Source organism: Streptomyces sp. CBMA29, assembly GCF_014596445.1.
Taxonomy (GTDB): Bacteria; Actinomycetota; Actinomycetes; order Streptomycetales; family Streptomycetaceae; genus Actinacidiphila.
Window position 1 is genome coordinate 78432 of the sequence record NZ_MECL01000124.1, and the last position, 25502, is coordinate 103933.

Here is a 25502-nt window from a genome sequence, read left to right on the forward strand (position 1 = left end):
TATCGCAAGGGGTCGGTCTCAGTGGCGGACGAGCCTCGGCCGGTCCGGCGGGACGTCCTCGCCGACCGGGCCCGTACCGGCGTCGGGGCCGGGGCCGGGGCCGGTGTCCGGATCCGCGAGGCCCGCGCCGTCGGTGGCCGTCTCCCCGGCCGCGCGGTCGAAGAAGCGCAGGATCTCGACCGGGAACGGCATCACGAGGGTGCTGTTCTTCTCGGCGGAGACGTCCACCACGGTTTGCAGCAGCCGCAGTTGGAGGGCGCCCGGGGTGTTGGCCATCGTGGCGGCGGCGTCCGTCAGGCGCCGCGACGCCTGGAATTCGCCGTCGGCCGCGATGACCCGGGCACGCCGTTCACGTTCGGCCTCCGCCTGCTTGGACATCGAGCGCATCATCGACTCCGGCAGCGCGATGTCCTTGATCTCGACCCGCTCGATGCGCAGGCCCCAGGGCTCCTCGGTCGGCTCGTCCATCACCGTCTTCAGCTCGGCGTTGACGTGGTCGCGGTCGGACAGCAGTGTGTCGAGGTCGGCGCGGCCGATGACCGACCGGAGCGAGGTCTGCGCGATCTGGGAGACGGCGCTGGGGTAGTCGTGCACGTTGACCAGGGCCTTGACCGGGTCCAGCACCCGGAAGTAGACGACGGCGTCAACGGTCACGGTCACGTTGTCTGCGGTGATGGCGCCCTGCGCCGGGACGCCGAGCACCTCGGTCTGGATGGAGACCTTGCGCATCCGGTCGACGATCGGGCGGATCGTCCGCAGACCCGGCTGCCGGAGATTCGGCAGCAGACGCCCGAACCGGAAGACGACGCCCCGCTCGTACTGCTGGACATCGTGCAGACTCATGGCGAGCAGGACCAGCCCGATCAGGACGATCACCACCAGCACCGTGATCAGAGCAACCATCGATCTCACGACCTTCCGGCGAGGCCGAAGCCAGGCGCGCGCCGCACAGGCACGTGCCGCACCACCACGCTCACCTGCACTTTCAGCCTACTCCGACAGCCGCTTGCGGGCTTGCGTGCGTTCGGGCTTCCGGGAGCTGTCACCGGTCGCGGCCGACTCCTGGCCCGGGACGTGAGCCGAGTCGTCAGGCCGCCCAGGGCGGTCCCGGGTCGTGCAGGTGCCGCGCCCGCTCGACGAACTCCATCAGCGCCACGCGCTGCCCGGGGCTCAGCTCCCCCGCGAGCCCCGACTCACGGATGTGCGCGCGCACCAGCAGGTCGTGGCTGTCGAACATCCCCATGCCCGGCAGCGCCCGCAGCAGCGCCTCCACCCGGATGCCCGCCGCGTCCTCGTCGCCCGCCGCCGCCCTGCGCAGCACCCGCGACAGCCCCACCATCCCCTCCGACGCCACCTCGCTCAGCACTCGGGCCCTGCGGTGACTGGCCTCCCAATCCTCAGGGCCCGTGGTCCCATGGTGACGCGACCCCATGATCGTCATGGCCACCACCTCGCTCCCTTTAGTCCCTTTTATCCCTCTCCCTGGACGAGCGTACGCCCGTCCCCCCGCCCCGCAAACGCCTCACTCCCCGTGACCGCTCCGGGCCCCTCCGTGGCTTTCCCCAAGGCCAGGTCACCGGCGGCGGCCGTCGGTTACTGTGCGCGAATGTCAAACGCGCGTACGGACGACAGGCCCGGCGGCTATCGGACGGGCCCGCTGTGGCTGGGCGCGGGCGTGGCCTTCGCGGTGCTCGGACTGGGCCTCGTGGTCGCGCTCTTCGGCATGCTGGAGTTCGACGAGCGGTGCATGCAGGGGATGACGAAGGGTCCCGGCCCCCTGGTGAACACCCGGAACCAGGCGTTTCCGCCCGCCACCGTCTGCGAGTTCCGCGACGGCGACGTGACGTCCGTCGGCGGCGGCGCGCTGCTCACCGGACTGCTCTGGGCCGCCTTGCTGTTCATGACGGCGTGCGTGTTCCTGGCGCTGCTCGCCGAGTGCTTCGAGCCGCCGCTGCGCGGAGCCTTCGCCGGTGAGCTGGTGGTGCCGATGTCGCGGACCGAGAAGGTCCGCCGTACGGGAGCGGCGTTCTTCGTCACCGGCTCCTTCTTCCTGATGATCTACGCGCTGGCGGGCTGGAAACTGCTGGCGGGACCCGCGTCCGCGTGCGCGCGGGGCGCCGACTGGGGCGCCTACGCGCCGCGCACCGTGACGTACAGCTTCTTTCCGCCGCGGGCCACCTGTCAGTACGCCAGCGGCATGACCCATCGGATGAACCCCGACTGGTTCGCCTGGCTGACGGCCGGGATGATCGCTCCCGCGCTCCTCGCGGGGCTCGGGTTCGTCCTCGCGTACCGCCGCCGGCGCGCGGAGCGCCTGGCCGGCGCACCGGCCGGGCGACCGGCGGACGCCACGGGCGCGGACCGGACACCGGCGACGTAGCATCGCCGCATGGAGCAGCGGATTCTTGGCAGGACGGGCCGGAAGGTGTCCGTCGTCGGGCTCGGGACATGGCAGTTGGGCGCCGACTGGGGTGAGGTGCGCGAGGCGGACGCCTTCGGCGTGCTGGACGCGGCCGTCGCCTCGGGCGTGACCTTCTTCGACACGGCCGACGTGTACGGGGACGGCCGCAGCGAGCAGTTCATCGGGCGGTATCTCAAGGAGCGCCCGGACGCCGGGGTGTTCGTGGCCACCAAGATGGGCCGCAGGGCCGAGCAGCTGCCCGAGAACTACGTACTGGCCAACTTCCTCGCCTGGAACGACCGTTCGCGCGCGAACCTCGGCGTCGACACCCTCGACCTGGTGCAGCTCCACTGCCCGCCGACGGCCGTCTACTCCTCGGAGGCGATGTACGACGCCCTGGACACGCTGGTGGCGCGGGGGCGGGTGGCCGCGTACGCGGTGAGCGTCGAGACGTGCGAGCAGGCGCTGACCGCGATCGCGCGGCCCGGCGTCGCGAGCGTGCAGATCATCCTGAACCCCTTCCGCCTCAAGCCACTTGAGGCGGTACTGCCCGCCGCCGCCGAGGCGGGCGTCGGCATCGTCGCGCGGGTGCCGCTGGCCTCGGGGCTGCTCACCGGCAAGTACACCCGCGACACCGTCTTCGCCGCCGACGACCACCGTACGTACAACCGGCACGGCGAGGCGTTCGACCAGGGCGAGACCTTCTCCGGCGTGGACTTCGGGACCGGCCTCGACGCCGCCGCCGAATTCGCCGCGCTCGCGCCCGAGGGCGCCACGCCCGCGCAGACCGCGCTGCGCTGGATCGTCCAGCAGCCGGGCGTCAGCAGCGTCATCCCCGGCGCGCGCGATGTCGCCCAGGCGCGGGCCAACGCCGCCGCTGCCGCGCTGCCGCCGCTGACCGACGCCACGCTGGACGCGGTGCGCGAGCTGTACGACCGCCGCATCAGGGCGCAGGTGCACGGCCGTTGGTGAATGTGGCCGCTGGTGAATGTCCCCCGCCGGTGGCCGCCCCGCCGGACGTCCCGCCGAGGGCAGGGCCTACCGTCTTGCGGATGACTGCCAATGCTGCCAATGCCGCCAACGCGGAATTCCCCGGCGCCAGCGGGCCGTACGCCACCACCGAGGCGGAGCCGCGCGAGGTGGGCCGGGTGCGGACGTCGTACGCGCCGGATCACAACGGTGACCCCGACCCCGGGGAAATCGTCTGGACCTGGGTGCCGTTCGAGGAGAACGACGGGCGCGGCAAGGACCGTCCTGTGCTGGTCGTGGCGCGCGAGGCGGGCGGCACGGTGCTCGCCGTCCAGCTCTCCAGCAAGCGCCACGACAACGACCGCGAGTGGGTGCCGATCGGCACCGGGCCCTGGGACCGTGAGGGCCGCGAGTCCTGGGTCGCCGTCGACCGCGTCCTGCGCCTGCACGACCAGGGCATGCGGCGCGAGGCGTGCGCCCTGGACCGGGGCAGGTTCAACCTCGTCGTGAACCGGCTCAAGGAGCTGTACGGCTGGGTGTGAGCCCCGGTCGCGTCTGACGCGTCGGGCAGCCGCGTCCACCTCCGCAGCGGTGGACGCGGCTGCCCCGTACGTCTACGCGCACGCCGTACGCATGCCGGCCGCGTCGTACGGTGTCGTACGGGTTACTGCTGCTCGTTCGACGGACGGGTGCCGCCGCCGAGTTGGTCGTTCAGCTTCTCCTGGACCTGGTCGACCTGGCTGCTGTACTTGTTGCCGGTCTTCTTGTCGACCATGTCGCCGGCCTTTTCGACGCCTTGGCGCGCCTGGTCCTCGTGACCCTTCAGCAGGCCCTTGAGCTTGTCGAGCATGGACATGGCTGCCCTCCTTGGGGGAACGCCTTGCTCTCCCCGTTGCCCTCCCAGCATCGGGGCCCCCGAAGGTTTTCGCATTCCGGACAGGTCCGGACGAGTTCGTACGCTCTCCGGAGACGCCTTCCACGCCGCGCTCCGGCGTACGGACCTTGTTGACAACGACAACCGTTTTCGTATAGTGGATGTCATGGCACGCAACGAAGTACGTCCCGTGATCAAGCTCCGGTCCACCGCGGGTACCGGATTCACCTATGTCACCCGTAAGAACCGTCGCAACGACCCCGACCGGATGGTGCTGCGCAAGTACGACCCGGCGGCGCGGCGGCACGTGGAGTTCCGCGAGGAGCGCTGAGCTGTAGGGGGTTTACAGGGGAGGGGCTCCGCCCTTCGGTGGGCGTCAGCCCACGTGCACGCGGGGCCGACGGGAGCGGTCGGGCTCGGCTTCGCGCAGCACCTCGCGGGTGACCGGGGCGACCTCGCCGTGGCCGAAGAGGAAGAAGCGGAGGAAGTTGGCGAAGGGGCTGCCCTCGGTCCACTCGAAGTAGATGTGCGGCTTGCAGCCCGTGGTGTCGCGGACGTGGAGGAGCAGGGCGGCCAGCGCGTTGGGGACGGAGGAGCTCTCCAGGGACAGCACGCGGTAGCGCCCGTGCAGGACATGCCCGGTGACGCGCAGGGCGGATTCGAACTCGGAGGCGTCGAGGACGGTGACCTCGACGAAGACCAGGTCGTCCTCGGGCGGGATGTCGTTGTCGGCGCGGATCTGGTGCACCTTGTCGCGGTACTCGGCCGCGTCGCGCAGCCCCGGCTCGTTGGCGATGAAGCGAATGCGGCGGCTGGCGATGTCGCGTACGAACCGCGCGGCCATGCCGTCCAACTCCACGCTGGTGACCCGCAGTTCGAAGGCGCGGGCGAGCCGGGACAGCAACGAGACGAGGATGATCCCGGCGATGAAGCAGGCACCGATCTTGACGCCGTCGGGCCGCTCCACGACGTTGACGACCGTCGTGTAGAGGAAGACCACCGAGATCACGGCGAAGACGACCGTCCAGCGCCGCTGCCCGGCCTTGCGGGCGGCGATCGTGACGGCCAGCGCGGCCGAGCTCATCAGGACCAGGACGCCGGTCGCGTACGCGCCGCCCTGCTTGTCGACGCTGGCGTCGAAGATCCAGGTCACGAGGAAGGCGACGAGCGTGAAGACCAGCACCATCGGCCGCACCGCGCGCGCCCAGTGCGGGGCCATGCCGTACCGCGGAAGGTAGCGCGGCATCAGATTGAGCAGTCCCGCCATCGCGGAGGCGCCCGCGAACCAGAGGATGGCGATGGTGGAGAAGTCGTAGACCGTACCGAAGACCGACCCCAGGTACTCGTGCGCGAGATACGCCAGCGCGCGGCCGTTGGCCTTGCCGCCGGTCTCGAACTCCTTCTTCGGGATCAGCACGGTGGTGATGAAGCTGGTGCAGATCAGGAAGACGCTCATGATCAGCGCGGCCGTCGTCAGCAGCTTCTTGGTGTCGCGAATCCGGCCGACCGGCCGCTCCTCGGTGTCGCCGGGGTCGCCCGCGACGTTCGGCATGACGGCGACGCCGGTCTCGAAGCCGGACATGCCGAGCGCGAGCTTGGGGAAGATCAGCAGGGACACGCCGATCATGACGAAGACGTTGCCGCGCTCGGCGGTCAGCGCGTGCGACCAGTCGGTGACGACATGCCCGGCGGTCACGACGTGCCAGAAGCCGGAGACGACCACGACCACGTTGAGCGCCAGATAGAGCCCGACCAGGACGACGGCGATCCCGATGGCCTCCAAAAAGCCCTTGAGGAACACCGCGCCCAGCAGCGCGACCAGGACCAGCGTGATCACCATCTGGTGGCTGTGCAGCGCCGCGGCGAAGTGCGGATTCTCCACCAGGTGGGTGGAGGCGTCGGCGGCCGACAGGGTGATGGTGATCAGGAAGTCGGTGGCGGCGAAGCCCAGCAGCGTCAGGACGAAGAGCTTGCCCTTCCAGAACGACAGCAGCCGCTCCAGCATCGCGATGGAGCCCGCGCCGTGCGGGCTCTCCTCCGCGACCCGCCGGTAGACGGGCAGCGCGCCCGCCAGCGTGACCAGGACCAGCACGACCGTCGCGATCGGCGACAGCAGCCCGGCCGCGAGCGCCGCGATGCCGGGCTGGTAGCCGAGGGTGGAGAAGTAGTCCACGCCGGTCAGGCACATCACCCGCCACCAGCGCTGGCCCTTGTGGGCGGGCGCGGCCTCCCGCTCCGCGGCCCCGCCCTCCCCGGACGCCTTGTCCCCGCCCGACTGGTGCCTGCCCATGTCCGAGAGACCTTCGAGCAGCCAGGCCCTCAAGCGGCTGCGCGGCGGCGTCGAGGACCGCTCGGGCGGGACGGTCGTGGTCATCCGGAGGGCTCCTGGGGTGCGGCGGATCGGTCGGGCCATCGCGGATGACGGCCCGGCCAGCGTACGCATCCCCGCCCCGCCGACACGTGATCGGCCGCCCGGGGTGTTCCGGGCGGCCGACCAGGCATTTCATCGGGACGGTGGTGGCTTTGCCGGGGTCTGTCCCGGCGCTCCGGCCACCGCGGCCCGCGAGTCTTAACGCTTTCTTAGCGGCCCCGCGCGGAACCCGTACGGACCTCCGTATGGACTTCGCGCGGGGCGCTTGTCACAGGGTGTCGCTCATGGCGCGCTGCTCGCGGCGCGCTTCGTGAAGGGGAGCCGTCACCACGCCGACGGCGCCGGCGGTGCCACGACCGGCGGCCGGTCGTCGCAGGTGATCGTGTTCGGCAGCTCCCACGGCGCGAACCACGGCCCGGTGGTACCGCCGCCGCTGTTGCCGCCGAGGTCGGTCAGCGAGAACTCCGAGCCGGAGGCGGGGAAGTTGAAGGAACCGCAGTTGTTCACGCCGACGGCGCCGACATTGCGCGCGACCACGTTCTCGAAGGACGCGGAGCCCGCCACCCGGCCGCTGACCACCGAGGTGCCGGTGCCGTCGACCTTGATGTCCTTGAAGTGGACGTTGGTGACCGAGTACAGGTCCTTCACCGGCCAGTCGGCGACGAGCATGATCGCGTTGTAGGTGCTGTCGAGGAAGTTGTCCCCGGTCACCCGGATGTCCGCGTCGATGTTCTTCTCCAGCGCGTAGAACCAGATCGCGCCGAGCCCGATGTTCCAGTTCAGTTCGTACGTGCCCGCCCTGACCGTGGTGTTGTCCGTGATCCACAGGTGGCCGGTGAACGCCTCGGAGCCGAAGCGGGAGCCGACCTGGATGGCGCTGCCCTCGCGGATCGGGTCGGCGATCAGGTTGTGGGAGACGGTGTTGTCGGTGCCGCCGTAGAGGGCGATGCCGTTGGCGAGCACCGGCGTCTGCACGGTGTTGTGGTCGATGGTGTTGCGCGCGTCCTCGGTCTTCTCCGACCACAGCGCGAGCGCGTCGTCACCGGTGTTGCGCAGGAAGTTGTTGGAGACGGTCGAATCCGTCACGCCGGTGTGGAAGTTGATGCCGTCGGCGATCTGGTCGACGATCACGTTGTCGGTGATCCGCAGGTTCTTCATCGGCCCGTCGAACCACATGCCGACCTTGGTGTGCTGGATGTACAGGCCGTCGATCGTCGAGTTGCTCAGCGAGCCGCCGATCCCGTTGACCTGGTCGGTGTCGATACGCTCCCGGACGTCGCCCTGGATCGCGAAGCCGGACAGGTGGACGTTCGAACTCCCGCCCTTGGACGCGTCCTTGCCGTAGAAGCCGACACCGGTGTGGACACTCCCGTCGGGCGCAGGGGTGGCGAGGTCGACCTGGTGGCCCTTGATGATCGTGTACCAGCTACCCGCGCCCTCGATCGTCACGTTGTCGACGACGATGTGCCGGTTCACCTGGTACGTGCCCGGCGGGATGTACACCTTCAGGTGCGTGAGCTTCGCGAAGGCGATGGCCTTGTCGATGGCGTTCGCCGAGTCGCGGCGGCCGGTCGGATCGGCGCCGAAGGCGAGGACGTTGGCCGCGATCAGGTCGATCTTCGGCGGCGCGACGAGCTGCGAGTCCAGCAGGTCGACCGTGGTGGTCGCGGCGGTGGCGCCCGCCGGGACCTGGAGCCGCACCTTGTCGCCCGCGCGGTACGTCCTCCCCAGCGACAGCCGCTGCTCGTCGTAGAAGTGGTTGGGGCGGAACGGCTTGGCGAACACCGGTGCGGGCGTGGTGTCCTGGGGCACGCAGGCGCACTCGGTCACCCAGTAGTCGGGGTGCAGGACATCGGCGCCCGGGTCGTTCGAGAACGGGTACAGGTTGTAGAGCCACGCGTACTGCGAGGTGAGCGTCAGGGCCTTGCGGTCCTTGCCGTTCACCGTCACGTCGAGCGGCGAGGTGATGCCGCCGCCGGTCGGCGCGTCCGGGATGCTGTACCGCACGTTGATCGCGTTGGCGGCACTCGGAAGGGTGAACTCGACGTACTGGCCCGGCTTCAGCGACACCGCCTTACGGCCCGACGCCTCGGCGGGCAGCGTGTACGCCTCCCGGCCGGGGCCGATGACCGTGCCGTTCGTCGCGGCGTTCTCCGCCTCCTGCTCCGCGAAGCCGACGTTCGCGCCGCGGCCGGCGACGAGCGAGGGGTCGAGCGCCGCCCGCGTCACCACCGGGGCCGTACCGCCGCCTGTTCCGCCCGCTCCCGTACCCGCCAGGGCGGTCGTACCACCGGCCATGACGCTGAACCCGACGGCCACCGCGGTCGCCGTCGCGACCACGACCGCGGCTCTTCGCCGCGGTCTGCCCGACCACTCCACCACAGCGCCTGTGCTGCTCCGTGACATCGAAAGCTCGTTTCTGTCGAGACCTGCCGAGAGGGTGAGGTGACATTAGGGCGCGCGCGTCCGGTTCCACAAGGCTCATGCGAAATGATTTCGTAACCCTGCCGTCGAACTACGGCTGTTGGTTGACTTCTTGCAATCACCTGCACCACCTGTTGCAGGCGTCCCCGCCTCCGCGCCGGAACGATTGCCGGGAAGCGGTCCCGGCGGGGGTGCGAACAGGGGCAGAATCGGGGGGACTTCGGCGCCGCGCGGACGCGGAGGCGCGCAGGCACGAAAAGCGGTACCCGGGGGAGGCGAAGGGGCGTGGGGCGGCGACTTGCTCTGCTGATCGCTACATACGAGCACGAGGACGCGGGGCTGCGGCAGTTGACCGCGCCGGGGCACGACGCGGAAGCCCTCGGCGACACGTTGCGCGACGCGGAGATCGCGGGCTTCGAGGTCACCACGCTCGTCAACGAGCCGCACTACGTGGTCGGCCGGGCCATCGGCGAACTCTGCCGTGACCGCCGCCGCGAAGACCTCGTCCTGCTCTACTTCACCGGCCACGGCCTCAAGGACGACGCCGGACGGCTGCACCTGGCGACGGTCGACACCCGCCGCGACAACCTCGCCTTCACCTCACTGCCCGCCGACCTGGTCGACCGCGCCCTGTCCGACTGCGTCTCCCGGCAGCAGGTGCTGATCCTCGACTGCTGCTACGGCGGCGCCTTCCCCGCGGGCGGCCTCACCAAGGCCGACGAGGACGAGACGCACGCCCTGGAACGGTTCCGCGGCCGGGGCCGCACCGTCCTCACCGCGGCCGACGCCACGCAGTTCTCCTTCGAGAGCGACGGCGCCCTGCGCGGCGGCACCGCGCGCTCGGTCTTCACCCACCACCTCGTCACCGGCCTGCGCGAGGGCACCGCCGACCTCGACGGCGACGGCGACATCACCCTCGACGAGCTGTACGAGTACGTCCACGACAAGGTCGTCGACGAGATGCCGCAGCAGCGGCCGAAGCGGCAGGACAACGTCGAGGGCCGGATCGTCATCGCCCGCAACGTCAACTGGACGCTCCCCGCCCACGTCCGCGACGCCCTCGAAAGCCCCATCGCCAGCGCCCGGTTGGGCGCCGTGGCCGCCTTCGCCCACCTGCTCCGCATCGGCAACCCCGTCGTCCGGACCCGCGCCGTCCAGGAGTTGGAGCGGCTGGCCGGAGACGACAGCCGTATGGTCTCGGCCGCCGCGATCAGGGCCCTGCCGGTGGAGCCGGTCCCGGACGAGCCCTTGGTGGCACGGGAGTTGGTGCCGGACGAGCCGTTGGTGCCGGAGGAGACCGTGGCGGTCGCCGCTTCGGTCGCGGTACCGGTCGCGCCCGACAGCGCGGGCATCGAAAGCATCGAAAGCAACGAAGGCACATGGCAGGACAACATCGGCAGCGCCGTGTGCGCGCCGCTGGCCGTGGAGAACGGCACGCTGTACGTCGCGGGCTTCGCCGGTCACCTGAGCGCGTACGACGCCGCCTCGGGCGCGCGGCGGTGGCGGTACGCCACCGGCCACCCCGTACAGAATCCGCCGGTCGTGCTGAACGGGCTGGTGTACGTCGCCGCCAGGGGCGCCACGATCGCGCTCGACGCCGTGACCGGTGAGGTCGCGTGGCGGCACGAGGCCCAGGCAAGACCGGTCGGGGCGGTCGCCGCGCTCGCCCCGTGGGTGTTCGCCGTCAACGGGATCAACCTGCGCTGTTTCTACGCCGCCGACGGGCACGAGAAGTGGCGGCGCACCTTCGGCGTCTCGGACCTGCGGTGGGCGGTGGTGGTCGGCGACCAGGTGTGGTGCGGCAACAGCGGTCGCCATGTGTACGTGACCGACGCGGCCACCGGCAAGAAGGGATTCCGTCTCGCGCTGCGCGACTCCTCGTCCTCCGCACGGGCCGTGGCGGAGGACGGGCTCTCCCTCCACATCGCCGGCGGGAAGGACGGCGACCTCTACCGCGTCGACGCCGTCACGGGACAGGAGCGCTGGCACTTCGCCACGCTCAGCCCGGTGCGGTGCTCCCCGGTCGTCGCGGGCCCGCTGGTGTACGCGGGCGACGCCGCCGGCAATCTGTACGCGGTCGAGGCGGCCACCGGCACCGTACGGTGGCGCGTCTCCGTCGGCACCCCGCTCAACGCGTCCCCCGCGGTGGCGGACGGGGCCGTGTACGTCGGGGGCATGGACGGCACACTGCACGTGTTCGACGCCGCCACCGGAGAGCGGCTCGCAGCCGTGCCCACCGACGGCCCCGTGCAGACGGTCCCGGTGGTGCGCGACGGACTCGTCCACGCCGGCAACGACGCAGGCGAGATCCTCACCTTTCCGGTGCCCGGCGCCGGAAGGTGAGGGCCACCGCCCGCGACCGTACGGCTACGCCTCGGCGTCCTCGGTGGCCTTGGCCTTCTTCTCGTCGGCCTTCTCGTCGGCCTCGTCCGTGGCGTCGGCCTCGGCGGCTTCCTCGACCTCTTCCGTGGCGTCCGGCTTGTCGTCCTCGAAGTACGTGTCCAGCACCGCGTCCAGCTCGGCCGCCCAGGTCTTGAGCAGCGGCTTGGAGGGCGCCTCGACGTCGGTGTCGAACCAGCGGCGGGTCGAGGTGTAGACGGTGACGGAGAAGCGGCGGCCGAAGCGCGGGGTGTCGATCTCGACGGCGCCGATCTCGTCCCAGCCGAAGTCGGCGGACTCGCCGTCCAGCTTGAAGGTGATGCCGGTGCGGTCGGCGGTGATCGAGCCGCGGCGGTCGGAGACCGAGAACACCGCGCCGGTGTCCTCCTCCGACGCGTCCTCGTCGTCCGCCGTGTCCGTGTCCGTGTCCTCGGCCACGGCCTCGACGGCGGCTTCAGGCGCGGCCTCGGGCGCCGGTTCCGGCTCGGTCTCGGGCGCGGCCAAGGGCGCGTCCTCCGGGGCGTCGTCGTCCACCACGGGCGCGGGCGCCTCGGCGGCGGACCGCGCGGGGGGCGTCAGGCCGGGTATGTACGCCGGGTCGACTCCGGCGGGCGGTATCGGCGGGGTGTTCGGACCTGTTTTCTGCTCCACGGCGCGAAGTATGGCCGATGAACCTGTGCCCGCGACAGCCGTAACGGCCTCTGGGACCGGGATACGGGCGCGATCGTGATGCGCGCGCGACCGGTCGCCCCCGGACCCGGGCGGGGGGCCGACGACACCCCGACGGCACGCCGACGGCACCCCGTGGGGCGCGCCGGACGGGGTGTGACGCGTTTTACCCGGCGAGAATCTGGTTCCGTGGTACCGTTGTTTTCAGTTGCAGTTGTGGTTCCCAAAGACTTACAAGTGCTCCTTCATCGGCATACGTGCCGATAGGTGCACTTTTGTATTTCCGCTGTTCTTTCCTGAACGGGGCAATCATTGCGGCGACACGGGGTCCGTAATCCGCGGATTTCGATGTACTGCCCCTGAAGGAGATTAATATGGCTTCCGGTACCGTGAAGTGGTTCAACGCTGAAAAGGGCTTCGGCTTCATCGAGCAGGACGGCGGCGGCGCCGACGTCTTCGCCCACTACTCGAACATCTCGGCCCAGGGCTTCCGTGAGCTCCAGGAGGGCCAGAAGGTGACCTTCGACGTCACCCAGGGCCAGAAGGGCCCGCAGGCCGAGAACATCGTTCCCGCCTGACGCGTCTGAAACGCCTGACACGTTCAGCGACATAGCTGGGGCCCGCGCCTTGGGGTGCGGGTCCCGGCTTGTTGCGTTGTACGGATTTCCACCGCGTTCCGCCGTTTTCCACGGCTTTTTCATGGCGCGGAAATGTCGAAGCCACGGGAGGAAATATCCCGACCGGCTTCGTTTCGCTTTTTATCCGGCTCGTTCTTGCGATTGTCCCCGCCGCCTCACGGCCGCCGGGAAATCCTCGATACGTGTCGCATCGAGGAAGGGTTCCTTTGAACCGCACATCTCGCACGAACGACCGTTTCAGCCGCACCCGAACGGGTGGTTCCTCCCGTACGGGCGGCTCCGGCTCGGGCTCGGGCTCCGGCCGCTCCGGCGGCCAGTCCCGTAACGGCGGCGGCTCCCGCTCCGGCGGCTACGGACGGCGGCCCTCCGCGCCGCAGGGCGAGTTCGCCCTGCCGGTGACGGTCACGCCGCCGCTGCCCGCCGTCGAGTCCTTCGCCGAACTCGACCTGCCCGACGCCGTGTTGAACGCGCTGACCGTACAGGGCGTCACCGTACCGTTCCCGATCCAGGCCGCCACCCTGCCCAACACCCTCGCGGGACGTGACGTGTTGGGCCGCGGGCGCACCGGCTCCGGCAAGACGCTCGCCTTCGGCCTGGCGATGCTGGCCCGTACCGCGGGTCAGCGCGCCGAGTCGCGGCAGCCGCTCGCGCTGGTCCTGGTCCCGACCAGGGAACTCGCCCAGCAGGTCACCGACGCCCTCACCCCGTACGCCCGCACGCTGCGGCTGCGGCTGGCCACCGTCGTGGGCGGTATGTCCATCGGCCGCCAGGCCAGCGCGCTGCGCGGCGGCGCGGAGATCGTCGTGGCGACGCCCGGACGGCTCAAGGACCTGATCGACCGCGGCGAGTGCCGGCTGGACCGGGTCGCGATCACCGTGCTGGACGAGGCCGACCAGATGGCCGACATGGGCTTCATGCCCCAGGTCACCGAGCTGCTCGACCAGGTGCGGCCCGGCGGCCAGCGGATGCTGTTCTCCGCCACGCTCGACCGCAACATCGACCAGCTCGTGCGGCGCTACCTCTCCGACCCGGTGGTCCACTCCGTCGACCCGTCGGCGGGCACGGTCACCGCGATGGAGCACCACGTGCTGCACGTCCACGACGCCGACAAGTACGCGACCGTCACCGAGATCGCCGCGCGCGACGGCCGGGTGCTGATGTTCCTCGACACCAAGCACGCCGTCGACAAGCTCACCCAGCACCTGCTCAAGAGCGGTGTACGGGCGGCGGCGCTGCACGGCGGCAAGTCGCAGCCGCAGCGCACTCGTACCCTCGCGCAGTTCAAGACCGGACACGTGACGGTGCTGGTCGCCACGAACGTGGCGGCCCGCGGCATCCACGTCGACAACCTCGACCTCGTCGTGAACGTCGACCCGCCGAGCGACCACAAGGACTACCTGCACCGCGGCGGGCGTACCGCGCGGGCGGGCGAGTCGGGCCGGGTCGTCACGCTCGTGGTGCCCAGCCAGCGCCGCGAGATGACCCGTCTGATGGCCAGCGCGGGGATCGCGCCGCAGGTCGCCCAGGTGCGTTCGGGCGAGGCCGAGCTGACCCGGATCACCGGTGCCCAGGCGCCGTCCGGCATCCCGGTCACCATCACCAACCCGGTCGCCGACCGCCCGCAGCGCTCCGGCGCGCCGTCCTCCCGCGCCCGCCGCGGCCGTCCGACGTCGCAGTCCCGCCGCCGCTCGTCCCCGATGCGCGGCGCCGCGTAACCCCTCCGGGGCGGACCACCGGTACGACCGGCAGGACCGGTACGACTGGCACCACGCGCACGACGAGGGCCCGAGCCGTTCGACACGGCTCGGGCCCTCGTGCGTGGGTGCGTGCGTGGGTGTGTCGCCGCCGCCCGGACTACTGCCTGGCGCCCGTGCGGGCGCCCACCGGACCCAAGGGGCCTGGCGGGAGCGGGTCGGGGGCCGGGTAGAGGTAGGCGGGACGGCCGAGCAGCAGACGCTGGATGAGGAAGCCCAGGGCCAGGGTGAGGGCGCCCGCCACGGCGTCGGCGAGGAAGTGGTTGCCGGTGGCGAGGATGACGGTGAAGGTGAAGAAGGGGTACAGGAAGCCCAGGACCCTGACCCACGTTCTGCGGGCCAGCGCCGCGACCGTCAGACCGCTCCAGGCCGACCACACGATGTGGACGGACGGCATCGCCGCGTACTGGTTCGACAGCGACGACACGTCGTCGTTGTCCCATGAGCCCCAGGTGTGGTGCGTGACGACCGTGTCGATGAAGCCCTGGCCCTCCATCAGGCGCGGCGGCGCCAGCGCGAAGAAGGTGAAGCCGATCAGGGCCACGAAGGTCGCCGCGTACAGCGCGGTGCGCGCGCTGCGGTAGCTGGCGGGGTGGCGGGCGTAGAGCCAGACCAGGACGCCGAGGGTCACGATGAAGTGCAGCGTCGCGTAGTAGTAGTTCATGCCGACGATCAGCCAGTCGATCTTGTCGATCGCGTGGTTGATCGTCAGCTCGATGTTCACGTGCAGCGTGCGCTCGGCGTTGAGGATGTCCGTGGCGCGGTGCAGCGCGGCCTCGTGGTGCTCGGGCGCGGCGCGGCGGGTCAGCGAGTACGTCTTGTACAGCACCACGCTGAAGACCAGTTCGACCAGCAGGTGCGGGCGGCCGAGGCGGCGCAGCCGTGCGGGCAGGAGCGGGCCGAGGCGGCGGAACCGGCTCTTGGGGGTTTCGGCGGGCGCGGGTGTGGGTTCGGGTGCCGCCTCGGGCGCGGTCTCGGTCTCCGGGGCCGCGTCCTTGCGGAGGATGTCGGTACGGGGCTCGTCGCCTCGGGGTCCGTCCGTACGCGCGCCGTCCGTACGCGCGCCGTCCGTACGCGTGCCGTCCGTACGCGGCGCGTTGCGCGTCGGGGACGTCATCGGCTGCCCTCCGGCGCGGCTGCGGGCAGGACCCGTCCCGGGTGCCGGGCACCTTGTGCGGGACTCGGGGGATACGCCAGCAGCATGAAGGTTTTCACTCTCGCCGTACGGTCCGGCCGTGGCCGGCGGACTCGGACGAGATTACATCGGACACCGAAGTTTCCGTCGTCCGGGTGGCGCCGAAGTGACGAGTCGCCGCCCGCCGCGGCGGGGTCCCGTCCCGCTCCTGAGAGGCCGCGGACAGGTCTTCCGTGACATCCCAGGGCCTACGCTCAAGGGCATGTCCCCGCACCACCCCGCGGTTTCCCCGCCGCGACCGCTCAGCAAGTCCGCCGACGCCCGGCTGCTCACCGAGGCCGTCACCCGGCTCCGCCGTGCCCTTCGGGTGTCCGTCGGCGGCGACGACCCGTGGGAGGCGCTGCCCATGGCCCAGGTCGAATTGTTGCAGGTCCTCGGCGAGCACTCGCCCGCCCGCATCGGTGATCTCGCCGTCCGGCGACGGCTCGCCGCCAGTACCGTCAGCGGGCTCATCGGGCCCATGATCGCCGCCGGGCTCGTCGCCCGGCAGACCGATCCCGCCGACCGGCGCGCCTCGGTCGTCACGCTCACCGCTGCCGGGCGGGACCGGCTCGCCGCGTGGACGCTGGCGCATGAGCGGCGGATGGACGCCGCGCTTGAAGCTTTGCCCGATGCTGACCTTCGGGCCGTTCGTGCGGCCCTTCCCGCCCTCTTTCGGCTCGCCGAATTCCTCGACGGCCCCACCCCCTGAGAACACCGCCTCGCGCAGGGCGGGCGCGCCGCCGCGGCGCCCCTGGAAACGAGGCTCCGCGGCAGCAGAAAAGATCGGGGTATCGGCACGTGGGAAGGGGGGTCAGGGGCGGGGGCCCTGGAAGGATCGGGGGGTGCCCGCCAGGGCAGACGGTGGGAGAGGCGGCGTGGAGTGGTGAGCGGACCGGTCGAGGGGGAGGCGGAGGGCACGGACGGGGGCCGGTTCGAGATGGCGGAGGAGGCGGTCGAGGCCATCGGAAGCACGCTGGACGAGCAGACGACCTGCGCGGAGCTGGTCGCCTTCCTGTGCCGCCGGGTGAGCGACGCGGCGGCCGTGGACCTGCTGCCCGAGGACGTACCGGCGGACCGGCGGCCGGAGGAGCTGGCGCTGACGCGGACGGCGGCGGCGGGCAGGTCGGAGCTGCTGGAGCCGAGGACGCCGCTGAGCGCGCAGTCGCTGTCGGTGCGGGCGCTGGACGAGGGGCATCCGATCACGACGACGGCGGACGCGTACGGGAGTCTGCCGCGTACGGCGGTGTCGATGCCGCTGCTGGCGCACGGGCGGCTGTACGGCGCGCTGTTGGCGGTACGGGCGGGCCTGCGGGGGTTCACGGCGCAGGAGACGGCGGCCGTGCACTACGCGGCGCGCCTGGCGGCCGTGCACCTGAGCCACGCGCGGCAGCACACGGCGGCGCACAGCACGGCGCTGAATCTCCAGCGGGCGCTGCTGGCCGAGCCCCGGCGCCCGCACCCGAACCTGGACATCGCGACCCGCTATCTCCCGGCGGGCGGCGGGAGCCTGGTGGGCGGCGACTGGTTCGAGACGGTACGGCTCAGCTTCGGCCGGACGCTGCTGGTGATCGGTGACGTGATGGGCCACGGTCTGGACGCGGCCGTGGACATGAACGCGTACCGCTCGATGCTGCGGTACGTGGCCTCGGCGGATCTGCCGCCGCACCGCGTGCTGCGCCAGCTCGACGCGGCCGTGGCCGAGGACGGCACCCGCCGCCCGGCGACGTGTCTGCTGGTCCGGGTCGACCCGGCGCGGGGGAGCGTGGCACTGGTCAGCGCGGGCCACCTGCCGCCGGTGCTGTTCTCGGCGGACGGCACGGGCAGCCTGCTGCGTCTGCCCGTCGGGCCGCCGCTGGGCACGGGCGTCGGCGGCTACGAGCTGACCACCCGTGACATCACCCCCGACCAGACGCTGGTGATGTTCACCGACGGCCTGGTCGAGCGGCGCAAGGAGGACATCGACGTCTCCCTGGCCCGCCTCGCCGACCTGCGGCTCCCGCCGGGAGCCGCGATCCAGCCGGTCCTGGACGAAGTCCTCACCCGGCTGGACGCCGCCCGCGCCGAGGACGACGTCGCCGTCCTCGCCGCGCGTCTCCACCCCCGCGCGCGCCGCGAGCCCTCCTGACCCGTAGCCCTGGACCTGCGGGCTGTTACAGAACTGTGGCGGTCCCGCCCTCGGGCTGTCCACAACCAGCCTTAGTTTCCGGGGGTGTTGGGGAAAAAGTGGCTGAAGCCGAGGCGGTTGGGCCGACGCGCGACAGGCGCGATACGCGCGATAGGCGCGATGAGCGCGACCCGTGCGAAACGCGTGGCCCGGGTACTGCGGCCGCGCTATCCACGGCCCGAGCGGCGCGGGATACGGCGGTGGGTGCCGTCGCCGCGCCAGGCGTCGCTGCTGGCGCTGTGGGTGCTGGTGACGCTGACCGCCGTGGTGGGAGTGGCGTACGCGCGGACCCGGATACCCACCGACCTCAATGAATTCGCCACGCAGCAGGACAACGTCTACTACTGGGCCGACGGCACCGAGATGGCGCGGGTGGGCCCGGTGGACCGGCAGGCGATGCCGCTGGACCGGATACCGACGAGCGTGCAGTGGGCGGTGCTGGCCGCCGAGAACGCCTCCTTCTACTCCGACCACGGCGTCTCGCCGAAGGGCATCGGCCGGGCCGTCGCCACCATGGTGACCGGCGGCGACACCCAGGGCGGCTCCACCATCACCCAGCAGTACGTGAAGAACGTCTACCTCGACCAGAGCCAGACGCTCTCCCGCAAGATCACCGAGATGTTCATCTCGGTGAAGCTGGACCAGAAGACGAGCAAGAAGCAGATCCTCGACGGCTACCTCAACACCGCCTGGTTCGGGCGCGGAACGTACGGTGTGCAGCGCGCCGCGAAGGCGTACTACGGCAAGGACGTCTCCCAGCTCAACGCCAGTGAGGGGGCCTTCCTCGCCACGCTGCTCAAGGGCGCCGCGCTCTACGACCCCGCGATCAGCCCGGCCAACCACCAGCGGGCGGTGGCCCGTTGGACGTGGGTGCTGGACCGGATGGTGAAGACCGGTCAGCTCTCCCGCGCCGAGCGCGCCGCGTACACCGTCTTCCCCGAGCCCAAGGCGCCGCCGAAACCGGTGGGGTTGAGCGGGCAGACCGGCTATCTCGTCGACACCGCGCGGGCGTACGTGTCCGCGCACAGCGACATCTCCGACGCGCGCTTCGACCTGGGCGGCTACCAGATCTACACGACCTTCGAGCGCCCGCGCGTCGACGCCCTGGCGGAGGCCGTACGGCACGAGACCGCGGGCCTCACGCCGAAGGCGAGGACCGCCGACCGGAACGTACGCGTCGGCGCCGCGTCCGTCGCCGCCGACGGCCGGATCGTCGCGCTCTACGGCGGCCCCGACTACATCGAGCAGGGCTTCGACGACGCCAACATCGCGATCGTGCCGGTCGGTACGGCCTACGCGCCGTTCGTCTACGCGGCCGGACTGCGCGACGGCGCGCTGCTCACCCGCGGCGAGCCGCGTACGCCCGTCACCCCCGACTCGGTCTACGACGGCGACGACAAGGTGCCGATACGGACGCCGGAGGGGCCGTACTGGAGCCGGGACGGCACGATCGTGAAGAGCCGCAACGACGGCGGGAAGTCCTGGGGCTGGATCAGCCTGCGGCAGGCGGTGGCGGACTCCGTCAACGGCCCGATCACCCAACTCGGCATGGACGTCGGCCTGGACCGGGTACGGAAGGCGTCCGTCGACGCCGGGCTGCTGCCGCACGGTTTCGGCGAGCAGGTGCCCGCCTTCGCCACCGGGACCGGCGTCACCCCGAGCCCGATCCGGGTCGCGAGCGCGTACGGCACCTTCGCCGCCGCCGGCGCGCACACCGATCCGTACTCCGTGCTCAAGGTCACCCGCGACGGGCAGCGCGTGGACATCGAACAGCCCACCGTCACACACCCGTTCACGCCGAAGGTCGCGGGCGAGGTGGACGACGCGCTCAAGGACGCGGTGACCGGCGGGACCGCGCGCCGCGCGGTGAGGTCGGGCGGCGGGCTCGCGGGCGGGACGGATCTCGCGGGCAAGACGGGCACGGCGGCCGGGGACCTGTCGGCCTGGTACGTCGGCTACCCGCCGAAGGGGGCGCGGGCCGCGGCGGTGGCGACGTCGGTCGCCGTCTTCCGACTCGACCCGAAGACACAGGAGTTGCTGCCGCTGACCGGGACCGGCGGGCCGTCGAAGTCCACGAAGGAGTTCGGCAGCACATATCCCGTCGACATCTGGACGCGGTACGTGGCGGCGGCCGGCTGACCGGGCCGGGCCCTTCGGCGCGGGGCCCGGCCGCCGCTTCCCGGATCTCTTCGCAAGGCCCGGCTACTCGTCCGGATTCTTGCTGAGGAACGTCGTCCAGTCCGGCGACTCGCTCGGGTCGAGATCGCGCAACTTGGCCAGCACCGCCGGGTCCTGGACGTCCAGCCAGTCGGACAGCTCCTTGAACGACACGCAGCGCACCCCGTCCCGGTGGCAGACGTCCTTCACCACGTCCTCGATGGCCTGCATGTAGATGCCGCCGTTCCACGTCTCGAAGTGGTTGCCGATGAACAGCGGTGCGCGGTTGCCGTTGTAGACGCGCTCGAAGCCGTTCAGATAGCCCTGCCGGGTCTCGCGCTCCCAGTCCCCGAACTTCGCCGGGTCGCCCTGGGTCTGCTCGCCGCCCGACTGGTTGTAGAGGAAGTTGAAGTCCATCGACAGCACCTGGAAGTCCTTGCCGGGGTAGGGCATCAGCTCCAGCGGGAAGTTCCACACCCCGCCCAGCCTGGCGGGCCAGAGCTGGAAGTCGCCGGGCGAACTGGCGTCGTACCGCCAGCCCAGCGCCTTGGCCGCGGGCAGCAGATTCTTCTGCCCCTCCAGGCACGGCGCGCGCCCGCCGACCAGCTCACGGCCGTAGTCGAAGGGCAGCGGCGGGAGGTCGGTGAAGCCGGTGTTCGTCTTCCAGTGCTCCACGAACGAGTACGCCTGGGCGATCTCCTCGCGCCAGTCCGCGGTGCTCCACGTGCCGCCGCCGCCCGCGTCGGGCGCGCAGAAGTGCCCGTTGAAGTGCGTCCCGATCTCGTCCCCGTCCTGCCACGCCAGCCGCAGTTGCTCCAGCGTCTCCTTGATGTGCGCGTCGGTCGGGAAGTCGATCGCGGACGCCCCGGCCGCGTGCCGGGGCGGGTGGTAGAGCGACCGCTTCGTGTCCGGGACGAGGTAGATGCCGGACAGGAAGAACGTCATGTTCGCGTTGTTCTCCTTGGCCAGCTCCCGGAAGCGCGAGAACAGATGGTCGTCGTTCTCCAGCGCGCCGTCCCAGGAGAACACCACGAACTGCGGAGGTTTCTCACCCGGCTTGAGCTTCTCCGGCTTCGGCTGGTGCGGCTGCGGCCCGGTGTACGCGGTGGACCCGTCGCCGATCGGCCCCTTCGTCTCGGTGACGGTCGGCGACGGCGTCGGCGTCGGTGCCGTCTTCACGCCCGGCGCGCGGCTGGTCGGTGTCGCGCTCGACCGCGCCGCCGCGTCGTCCTGCTGACCGCTCCCGACGCTCCCGCCGCCCCCGCCTCCGCCGGACAGCGTCGCCACCAGCGCGACCGCCACTCCCACGGCGCCCACCGCCGCCGCCCCCGCCACCGCCGCCTTCGGCCGCTGCCTGACCCACGACCGGACTGCTGACTTCACGCTCTCGCCCCTTCGCTCCCACCGGCGTCGCCGAAGACCGGGACCCGGTATCGATCGCCTCGCCGTCTATGCAGACACGTGTGGGGCGCGTGCGGCGTACCCGTAGCCGATTCCGTAGCCGTACGATCACAAAAGGGCCCGGCGGAGGGGAGACCTCCGCCGGGCCCTTCGGGGCGAACCGGTCAGTAGCGGCCGAACGACCGCAGGTAGGACAGGGTCGGGGAGCCGACGCCGGTCGCGTCGTCGAAGCCGCGGACCGCGTTGAGCGAGGTGTCCTCGCCGAAGGCGGCGAGGCGCACGGCGAGGGTGCCGTTGACCAGGCCGAAGTCGGCGACGTTGCTCAGCGGGGCCTTGTTGTGGTGGGCGGCGTTCTGGTCCACGACGTCCTTGAACAGTCCGGCGCGGGCGTAGATCGCCGGGTTGGCGAAGCCGATGGCGTGGTGCCTGGCCTGGATGGCGTCGGCCTGGACCGCGGCGAATTCCGGCGCCGAGACGCTGGTGCCGCCGTAACCGCCCTCGCTGTACGGGGCGCCGTCGGAGATGCCGACGAGGACCGAGGTGTACAGGTCACCGTTCATCGAGACGTCCGGCGTGACGCGCTGGGCCGTACGGCTCTTCGCGCCGGTCATCAGCGTGTGCGACAGCGAACCGGGCACGACACCGCGCTGGTACGCGGGCTGTGCGAAGTCCTCGCTGGTGCCGCCGCCACCGCCGAAGTAGAACGGGGCCGGGGGAGCCGGGGTCCAGCTCTTGCCGTCGGCCGACAGGTTGGAGCGCAGCGTGCCCATGTCGGTCTCGAAGCCGTACGAGCCGCTCTTGTCCTTCAGACCGAGCGCGGTGCCGCCGACCGAGGTCACCCACGGGTCGGAGTCGGGCCAGTTGGCCTGCGCGCGCGAGGTGTCGGGCTGGCAGTTGACGCCGGTCGCGGCGGCCAGCGGGCTGCTGTCGCCGCAGTCGCCCGCGGAGAAGCCGATGGTGATGCCCTCGACGGCGGCCTGCTTGAACACCTGCTCGTAGGCGGCGATCAGCGACGCGGTGACGTCGGCGTCGTCCGTGGTGTGCATGATCTCGCCCCACGAGTTGGAGACGACATCGGCCAGGTGGTGGTCGACGATGGTGCTGATGCCGCCCAGCAGGTCGTTGTCGTCGCAGGAGTTGGCGCCCACGTAGACGACCTTGGCGTCGGGCGCGAGGCCGTGCGCCATCTCGACGTCCAGCGCCTCTTCCGGCGCCCAGCCCTCGGGGCCGCCGCACAGGTCCTGGTTGGTCCACTGCGACGGGTCGACGACCTCGCTGTACTGGCCCGGCTTGAACGCCTTGTCACCGTGCGCGGTCGCGTACTGGTTGGCGTCCGCCAGCATGGTGGAGCTGCCGTACGCGTCCACGATCGCGATCGTCGCGCCCTTGCCGGTCAGCCCCGAGGCGGTGATGCCGTACGCCTTGCGGAGCTGCGAGGGGTAGAACGAGCACTGGTCGAACGGCACGTCGGACTTGGTGTATCCGGCCGGTGCGCCCTTGGCGGTCTTCTGGCCCCAGTAGTCGGAGCAGGTCGCGGTGGTCGGCAGGCCGGCGTCGGGCTTGCCGCTCCTGGCCGGGGTCGCGGCGGAGCCGGCCGCGGTGTCGTCGACGCGGTGCGAGTCCGGCTTCGCGACGTTGGCGCCGGGCGTGGTGAAGCCCGTCACGCCGAGGATCGCGGAGGAGACGGACGCGGGGACCACGACGTCACGGGCCGGGGCGTGCCGCAGCGTGCCCGAGACGCGGTACTGGTGGATGCCGGTGCCGAACGCCTTGGTGACCGCCGCGTTGGTGCCCTTGACGGTGATCGCGTGGTCGGAGGTGCTCACGACCTTCAGGCCGGAGTCGGCCGCCCACTTCAGGACCGCCGAGACCTGCGCCGTGGTGGCGCCGAAGCGGGCCTTGTACGCGGCCGGACTCAGGAACTCGCCGTAGCGGGCGCTGCTCGGGTCGGACACGGCCGTCGCGTACGTCGTCAGGCCCGCGGCGTCCTGGCCCGCCAGGTACACGGTGCCGGTGAGCTCGGTGTCCGCGGCGACCGAGCCCTGGTCGGCGGAGGCGGTGGCCCAGTCCGGGTGGCTCTGCGCGATGGTCCTGGCCGCGGGCGTGGGGCCGCTGGCCTGCGAGGGCATGGCGAGGATCAGGGACCCGGACACCATGGCCAGCGAGGCCGCCGCGACCACCGCTGCGCGGGCCCGTGTGACACGGGGTTTTTGTATGTCGTTGATGACGACTCCAACGTGAGGTCAGGAACAGGACAAGGACGAGACCTGGATCGTGGTGCGATAGCTGCCTGTTGCACGCTTTTGGCGGGCGACGGCTGTAGTGTGCACGCCACTTCCGGACGCTGGGAATGCCGAACAGCCGTCCTTAGCTGGACCTTTAACCACCGGGCGGGGATTTCGACGCGCTTAGGCCAAATGCCGGGTCCGCCACCCCTGTCATCTGTCAGGAGCGGGCCCGCCGGGCCGTGCCTACAGTGGTGGGTGTCCGGCCGGACCGGTCCGCACGGGGGAGCCCGGGACGGCGGGACAGGGGCCGGTGGCTACCGCGCGGTGTAGTCGGCCAGGTAGCGATGCACCTTGTCGACGTACGGCCGCACGCGCGCCGGTACGCCACCGGCCTCCTCGATCGTGCGGGTGCTCGTGCGGTACGCGGCGGCCGTCAGCCCCGGAAGGTCGTCGTGCAGGCCGTGCTTCTTGAGCTGTTCGTCCACCCAGCACAGATAGGCGCCCATGGTGGCGATGGCGTCGGGCGCCGACATGTAGTCCTTGGTGCCGTTGCGGTCGCCGTCCACCGCCCACGCCTTGAAGACCCGCGGTGTCCACATGGCGATGCCGTACTCGTCGGTGCTCGGGCGGCGCGCCTTCTCGTTGAAGCCGGTCTCCGCCTTGAGCATCGCGGCGATCAGCGCCGGGGTGACCTCGGGCTGCACGCACAGCCGGGCGGCAGAACCGATGGACGTCCGCAGATTCTTCGGTATGTCGGAGGAGGCGGGCAGCGCGTCGTTCACGGCGCTGACCGTCACGCCGGGGGTGGTCGCGGGAGCCTCGGCCCCGGGCTTCCCGGCGCCGTCACCGCCCGCGAGCAGCACTCCCGTGGTGGTCCCCGCGGCGGCCAGGACGACGACAAGCGCCGTGACCAGGACGGCGGTTCGCGGCCCGCGCCGGGACGCGCCGGAGGGACGCGTGTCGCCGGAGGCCGCGCACTCCTCGACCCGCTCGGCGAGCTTGGCCGCGGTCAGGGCGGAGCGGGCGGCGTGGTCGGGCGCGAGGCAGTCGGCGATGAGCTGTCGCCAGCCCGCGGGGAGCGCGGGGTCGAGCCGCAGCGGCGCCCGGCCGCGCGCGTACGCCTGGGCGGCCAGGGCTCGGGCCCGCGCTCCGGCGCCGGGGAAGGGGTGCTGGCCGCCGCTGAGGACCTGGTGGGCGACGACGCCGAAGGCCCAGATGTCGGCGGTGGGGCGGACCGCCGTGCCGAGGCTGCCGGTGCGCTCGGACCACCACTCGGGCGGCAGGTGGTCCAGGGTGCCCATGGGCGGTACGTAGGCGTGCGTGCCGTCCAGTTCGGTGGTGAGGCCGAAGTCCGCGAGCCAGACCTCGCCTTCGGGGCCCAGCAGGATGTTGGCCGGTTTCAGGTCCCCGTGCAGCCAGCCCTCGCCGTGTAGATGGGCGAGGCCCGAGGCGGCGCCGCGCAGGATGCGGACGGCGTCGGGGACGGGTGCGGACGGGGCGTCGGCGAGCAGGTCCTGGACATTGCGCTCCGCGCGGTCCATGGCCAGCGCGATGGAGCCGTCGAGCGCGGGCCGGTCCTGGTCGGTCACCGGCAGCGCCTCGTACGTACGGATCAGGTGCGGGTGGCGGGCCGCCAGGCTGAACCGCACTTCCTTGGTGACCAGTTCGTCCACCTCGGCGCGCTGGCCGGGGGCGAGCAGGCCGGTGCCGAGGAATTTCAGGGCGGCGCGCTGTCCCGCGCGCGGGCTGTCGGGCGCGCCCTCGGCGGTGTAGACGCTGCCCCAACTGCCGCTGCCGATCAGGCCGGTGACCGTCCAGTCGCCGACCCGGTAGCCGGTCGGTACGTCGAGCGGCGCCTTGGCCCTGGCCTGGCCGCCGCCCTCCTCGTGCGTCACG

The 25502-nt window shown here is 71.3% G+C and carries 20 protein-coding genes; 10 read left to right on the forward strand and 10 right to left on the reverse strand.

Features of this window, described 5'->3' with window-relative positions:
- Window positions 1-18 precede the first annotated feature (18 nt).
- On the reverse strand, window positions 19-903 hold the full coding sequence (locus tag BGM09_RS17585) for a slipin family protein (protein ID WP_188282557.1): 885 nt from the start codon (window positions 901-903) through the stop codon (window positions 19-21).
- Window positions 904-1087: 184 nt separating this feature from the next.
- A complete protein-coding gene (locus BGM09_RS17590; RefSeq protein WP_188282558.1) occupies window positions 1088-1339 on the reverse strand; it encodes a hypothetical protein in 252 nt (83 codons plus the stop codon).
- A gap of 267 nt (window positions 1340-1606) precedes the next feature.
- Here BGM09_RS17590 and BGM09_RS17595 point away from each other — a divergent pair, with 267 nt between their 5' ends.
- The 3 genes from BGM09_RS17595 to BGM09_RS17605 all read left to right on the forward strand — a co-directional run bounded on the left by BGM09_RS17595 (window position 1607) and on the right by BGM09_RS17605 (window position 3912).
- Window positions 1607-2380 carry a hypothetical protein gene (locus BGM09_RS17595; RefSeq protein ID WP_188282559.1) on the forward strand — a complete coding sequence of 258 codons (774 nt, stop codon included), beginning with the start codon at window positions 1607-1609 and terminating at the stop codon, window positions 2378-2380.
- A 9-nt stretch (window positions 2381-2389) separates the two neighbouring features.
- Window positions 2390-3373 (forward strand): aldo/keto reductase, encoded by a 984-nt coding sequence (locus BGM09_RS17600; protein WP_188282560.1) that lies wholly within the window; start codon window positions 2390-2392, stop codon window positions 3371-3373.
- An 80-nt stretch (window positions 3374-3453) separates the two neighbouring features.
- The gene (locus tag BGM09_RS17605) at window positions 3454-3912 is read left to right on the forward strand and encodes a type II toxin-antitoxin system PemK/MazF family toxin (protein ID WP_188282561.1); all 459 of its coding nucleotides are present in this window, start codon (window positions 3454-3456) and stop codon (window positions 3910-3912) included.
- A gap of 122 nt (window positions 3913-4034) precedes the next feature.
- Here the strand turns inward: BGM09_RS17605 and BGM09_RS17610 are convergent, their stop codons facing one another.
- The gene (locus BGM09_RS17610; protein ID WP_188282562.1) at window positions 4035-4226 is read right to left on the reverse strand and encodes an antitoxin; all 192 of its coding nucleotides are present in this window, start codon (window positions 4224-4226) and stop codon (window positions 4035-4037) included.
- A gap of 184 nt (window positions 4227-4410) precedes the next feature.
- Here BGM09_RS17610 and rpmG point away from each other — a divergent pair, with 184 nt between their 5' ends.
- Window positions 4411-4575: a 50S ribosomal protein L33 gene (rpmG, locus tag BGM09_RS17615; protein WP_188282563.1), complete on the forward strand. Its 165-nt coding sequence runs from the start codon at window positions 4411-4413 to the stop codon at window positions 4573-4575.
- A gap of 45 nt (window positions 4576-4620) precedes the next feature.
- On the opposite strand, the gene BGM09_RS17620 is transcribed toward rpmG, so the two are convergent.
- Together BGM09_RS17620 and BGM09_RS17625 are read right to left on the reverse strand one after the other, a co-directional pair.
- Window positions 4621-6618 carry an APC family permease gene (locus BGM09_RS17620; RefSeq protein WP_188282564.1) on the reverse strand — a complete coding sequence of 666 codons (1998 nt, stop codon included), beginning with the start codon at window positions 6616-6618 and terminating at the stop codon, window positions 4621-4623.
- A gap of 321 nt (window positions 6619-6939) precedes the next feature.
- Window positions 6940-9021 carry a glycosyl hydrolase family 28-related protein gene (locus BGM09_RS17625; RefSeq protein ID WP_188282565.1) on the reverse strand — a complete coding sequence of 694 codons (2082 nt, stop codon included), beginning with the start codon at window positions 9019-9021 and terminating at the stop codon, window positions 6940-6942.
- Window positions 9022-9324: 303 nt separating this feature from the next.
- Here BGM09_RS17625 and BGM09_RS17630 point away from each other — a divergent pair, with 303 nt between their 5' ends.
- Window positions 9325-11382, forward strand: a complete 2058-nt coding sequence (locus tag BGM09_RS17630; protein WP_188282566.1) for a caspase, EACC1-associated type — start codon at window positions 9325-9327, stop codon at window positions 11380-11382.
- A gap of 24 nt (window positions 11383-11406) precedes the next feature.
- Here the strand turns inward: BGM09_RS17630 and BGM09_RS17635 are convergent, their stop codons facing one another.
- Entirely contained in the window at window positions 11407-12069 is a 663-nt protein-coding gene (locus BGM09_RS17635; RefSeq protein ID WP_188282567.1) for a hypothetical protein, read from the reverse strand.
- 392 nt (window positions 12070-12461) lie between these two features.
- On the opposite strand from BGM09_RS17635, the gene BGM09_RS17640 reads away from it, so the two are divergent.
- Together BGM09_RS17640 and BGM09_RS17645 are read left to right on the forward strand one after the other, a co-directional pair.
- On the forward strand, window positions 12462-12665 hold the full coding sequence (locus BGM09_RS17640) for a cold-shock protein (protein ID WP_188282568.1): 204 nt from the start codon (window positions 12462-12464) through the stop codon (window positions 12663-12665).
- Between the two features lie 266 nt (window positions 12666-12931).
- Complete coding sequence (locus BGM09_RS17645) at window positions 12932-14440, forward strand: DEAD/DEAH box helicase (RefSeq protein ID WP_188282569.1); 1509 nt, start codon at window positions 12932-12934, stop codon at window positions 14438-14440.
- 139 nt (window positions 14441-14579) lie between these two features.
- Here the strand turns inward: BGM09_RS17645 and BGM09_RS17650 are convergent, their stop codons facing one another.
- Window positions 14580-15596, reverse strand: a complete 1017-nt coding sequence (locus tag BGM09_RS17650) for a phosphatase PAP2 family protein (RefSeq protein WP_188282570.1) — start codon at window positions 15594-15596, stop codon at window positions 14580-14582.
- A 280-nt stretch (window positions 15597-15876) separates the two neighbouring features.
- On the opposite strand from BGM09_RS17650, the gene BGM09_RS17655 reads away from it, so the two are divergent.
- The 3 genes from BGM09_RS17655 to BGM09_RS17665 all read left to right on the forward strand — a co-directional run bounded on the left by BGM09_RS17655 (window position 15877) and on the right by BGM09_RS17665 (window position 19959).
- Window positions 15877-16365, forward strand: coding sequence for a MarR family winged helix-turn-helix transcriptional regulator (locus BGM09_RS17655; protein WP_188282571.1), 489 nt, complete (start codon window positions 15877-15879; stop codon window positions 16363-16365).
- A 228-nt stretch (window positions 16366-16593) separates the two neighbouring features.
- Window positions 16594-17781, forward strand: a complete 1188-nt coding sequence (locus tag BGM09_RS17660; RefSeq protein ID WP_188282601.1) for a PP2C family protein-serine/threonine phosphatase — start codon at window positions 16594-16596, stop codon at window positions 17779-17781.
- 159 nt (window positions 17782-17940) lie between these two features.
- Window positions 17941-19959: a transglycosylase domain-containing protein gene (locus tag BGM09_RS17665; protein WP_188282572.1), complete on the forward strand. Its 2019-nt coding sequence runs from the start codon at window positions 17941-17943 to the stop codon at window positions 19957-19959.
- A 63-nt stretch (window positions 19960-20022) separates the two neighbouring features.
- On the opposite strand, the gene BGM09_RS17670 is transcribed toward BGM09_RS17665, so the two are convergent.
- The 3 genes from BGM09_RS17670 to BGM09_RS38515 form a co-directional block, all read right to left on the reverse strand.
- Window positions 20023-21360, reverse strand: coding sequence for a hypothetical protein (locus BGM09_RS17670; RefSeq protein WP_317452749.1), 1338 nt, complete (start codon window positions 21358-21360; stop codon window positions 20023-20025).
- A gap of 182 nt (window positions 21361-21542) precedes the next feature.
- Entirely contained in the window at window positions 21543-23558 is a 2016-nt protein-coding gene (locus tag BGM09_RS17675) for a protease pro-enzyme activation domain-containing protein (protein ID WP_188282573.1), read from the reverse strand.
- A gap of 362 nt (window positions 23559-23920) precedes the next feature.
- Entirely contained in the window at window positions 23921-25501 is a 1581-nt protein-coding gene (locus BGM09_RS38515) for a serine/threonine-protein kinase (RefSeq protein WP_188282574.1), read from the reverse strand.
- Between the last annotated feature and the right edge of the window lies 1 nt (window position 25502).